Here is a 2652-nt window from a genome sequence, read left to right as displayed (position 1 = left end):
CCCCCCCCCCCCCCCCCCCCCCCCCGCGGTGCTCCGTGCTCCGTGCTCCGTGTTCTGGGCTCCGTGTGCTCCGTGCTCCGTGCGGACCCGTGCCCCGTGACCGGTGTCGCCCGCCCCGTGCCCCGTACCGCGTGGGCCGTGCTCCCGCTCCGTGCCCCGTGCGCACTCCTCCACCGCGACGAACCCGCCCCGTGCGACGAACCGCCCACCCCCCTGCGACGAAAGGTCCGCGATGACGAAGAACGCCCTGCTCCGATCGGTGCTGACGGCGGCCAGCGCCGGCGCGCTGCTGCTGCCGCTGCTCGGCCCGGCGCAGGCCGCCGGCGCCGTCGACCGTGCCGGCGGCGCCGAACCCGCCGACTCCGCCGTCTATGTCGTGCAACTGCTGCGCACCGACGCCGACCAGCAGGCCGTAGACAAGGCGGCCAGGCAACTGGTCGCGGACGACGGCGGCCAACTGCGCCGGACCTACTACGCCGCCCTCCAGGGCTTCTCGGTCACCCTGACCGATGCGCAGGTGGGCGCGTACCTCAAGGACACCCGGGTCGGCTCGGTCACCAGGGACCGCACCTACCGCACCGCCGGCCGCCTCGGCGCCCGCCCGTACCGCGCGGCGCCCGGCACCGGCGTCGGCGCCGGCGGGCGGTGGGCGGCGCCGTGGGGCCTGGACCGGATGGACCAGCGCGACCTGCCGCTGGACGGCAGGTTCAGCGCGCCCAACCCCGCGGCCGGCGTGCACGCGTACGTCGTGGACACCGGCGTACGGGCCGACCACGAGGAGTTGCGCGGTCGGGTCACCGCCGCGTACGACGCGATCAACGACCGCGCCGGCGGCCTGGCCACCGACTGCAACGGCCACGGCACCGCCACCGCCTCGCTGGTCGCCGGCAAGCACACCGGGGTGGCGTCGGCGGCCCGGGTCGGCTCCGTCCGCGCGCTGGGCTGCGACGGTACGGGGCGTCTTGAGCACCTGGTGTCGGCCGTTGACTGGATCACTGCGCACGCCGCCAAGCCCGCCGTCGTCAGCCTCGGCTTCTCCGGCGAACCCGGCTCCGTTCTCGACCTCCAGCTCTACGAGATGGCGGCGCAAGGCATCGCGTACACCGCGCCCGCCGGCAACGGGGACGGGAACGGCCGGCCGATCGACGCCTGCGACGCAACGCCGGGGCGGCAGACCACCGCGCTCACCGTCTCCGCGACGGACCGCTCCGACCGACGGCTGGCCAGCGCCAACACCGGGAGCTGCGTGCACCTGTTCGCGCCCGGCAGCGGCATACCGGTCGCCAGCTCCGTCGGCGACCGGTACTACACCCAGCTCAGCGGCACATCGGCCGCCGCCGCCCAGGTCGCAGGCGCCGCCGCCAGCTACCTCGCGGACCACCCGGGCACCCCGGCCGAGGAGTTGGACGCGGCGCTGGCCCGCAGGGCCACCAAGGACCACGTGTGCGACCCCGGCGAGGAGAGCAAGAACCTGCTGGCGTACGTGGGGCCGGACACTGGTCGGGCGCCGTATGCGGCGGCTGGTGCGTCCGGTGTGACCGCCGAGGTGGGTGAGACCGATGCGCCCAGCGCACCTGGTGTGTCCAGCGCACCCGGCGTGTCCGATGCGGCTGGGGTCGGCAGTGCGCGGGCCGCGGGGCGCGGGGGCGCCGCCGACGCCGGGGCGGGGGCGGGGCGATGAGCGACCGCATCCGGGACACCATCGTCATCGGCTCGGGCCCGGCCGGCTACACCGCCGCCCTGTACACCGCGCGCGCCAGCCTGCACCCACTGGTCTTCTGCGGCGCGCTCTACGCCGGCGGCGCCTTGATGACCACCACCGACGTGGAGAACTTCCCCGGCTTCCCGACCGGCATCCAGGGCCCCGAGCTGATGCTGGGGATGCGGGCGCAGGCGGAGCGGTTCGGCGCCGAACTCGTCGACGACGAAGTGGCGGCCGTCGAACTGGAAGGACCCGTCAAACACGTCACCGACGCCCACGGCACCACCCACCGGGCCCGTACGGTGATCGTCGCCACCGGCTCCGGCTACCGCAAGCTCGGCCTGCCGCGCGAGGACGAACTCGCCGGACGGGGCGTGTCCTGGTGCGCCACCTGCGACGGCTTCTTCTTCAAGGGGCAGGACCTGGCCGTGGTCGGCGGCGGTGACACCGCCCTGGAGGAGGCCACCTTCCTCACCCGCTACGCCAGGTCCGTCACCGTCGTCCACCGCCGCGACAGCCTGCGTGCCTCGAAGGTGATGCAGGCCAGGGCGCGGGCCGACGAGAAGATCACGTTCGCGTACGACAGCGAGGTGGTCGAACTGCACGGCACGGAGCGGCTGGCCGGGCTGACCCTGCGTGACGTACTGACCGGCACCACCCGCCCGTTGGCGGCCACCGGGCTGTTCGTGGCCATCGGACACGATCCGCGCAGCACGCTGTTCGCCGGCCAACTCGACCGGGACGCCGCCGGCTACCTGCGGGTCCAGGCGCCGTCGACCCGGACCAACCTGCCGGGCGTCTTCGCCGCCGGCGACGTGGTGGACCACACCTACCGGCAGGCGATCACTGCGGCGGGCAGCGGCTGCGCGGCGGCCCTGGACGCCGAGCGGTACCTGGCGGCGCTCGGCGACGGGGCGGCGCTCGACGCCGCCGCGGCGGCGGGGGGGGGG

The 2652-nt window shown here is 75.2% G+C and carries 2 protein-coding genes; both read left to right on the top strand.

Annotated elements, in window-relative coordinates:
• Window positions 1–232 precede the first annotated feature (232 nt).
• The gene (locus ACMA1D_RS31845) at window positions 233–1681 is read left to right on the top strand and encodes a S8 family serine peptidase (RefSeq protein ID WP_414727451.1); all 1449 of its coding nucleotides are present in this window, start codon (window positions 233–235) and stop codon (window positions 1679–1681) included.
• A partial coding sequence (gene trxB / locus ACMA1D_RS31840) for a thioredoxin-disulfide reductase (protein WP_414727450.1) occupies window positions 1678–2652 on the top strand: 975 nt, incomplete at its 3' end. The genes ACMA1D_RS31845 and trxB, both read left to right, overlap by 4 nt.

Source organism: Streptomyces sp. 796.1 (assembly GCF_047525675.1).
Lineage (GTDB): Bacteria > Actinomycetota > Actinomycetes > Streptomycetales > Streptomycetaceae > Streptomyces.
This window is presented reverse-complemented; position numbering and strand designations above follow the sequence as displayed.

Bases quoted from the DNA above. Each gene is read 5' to 3' on its own strand.
- ACMA1D_RS31845 (WP_414727451.1), top strand. From the start codon at position 233: ATGACGAAGAACGCCCTGCTCCGATCGGTGCTGACGGCGGCCAGCGCC.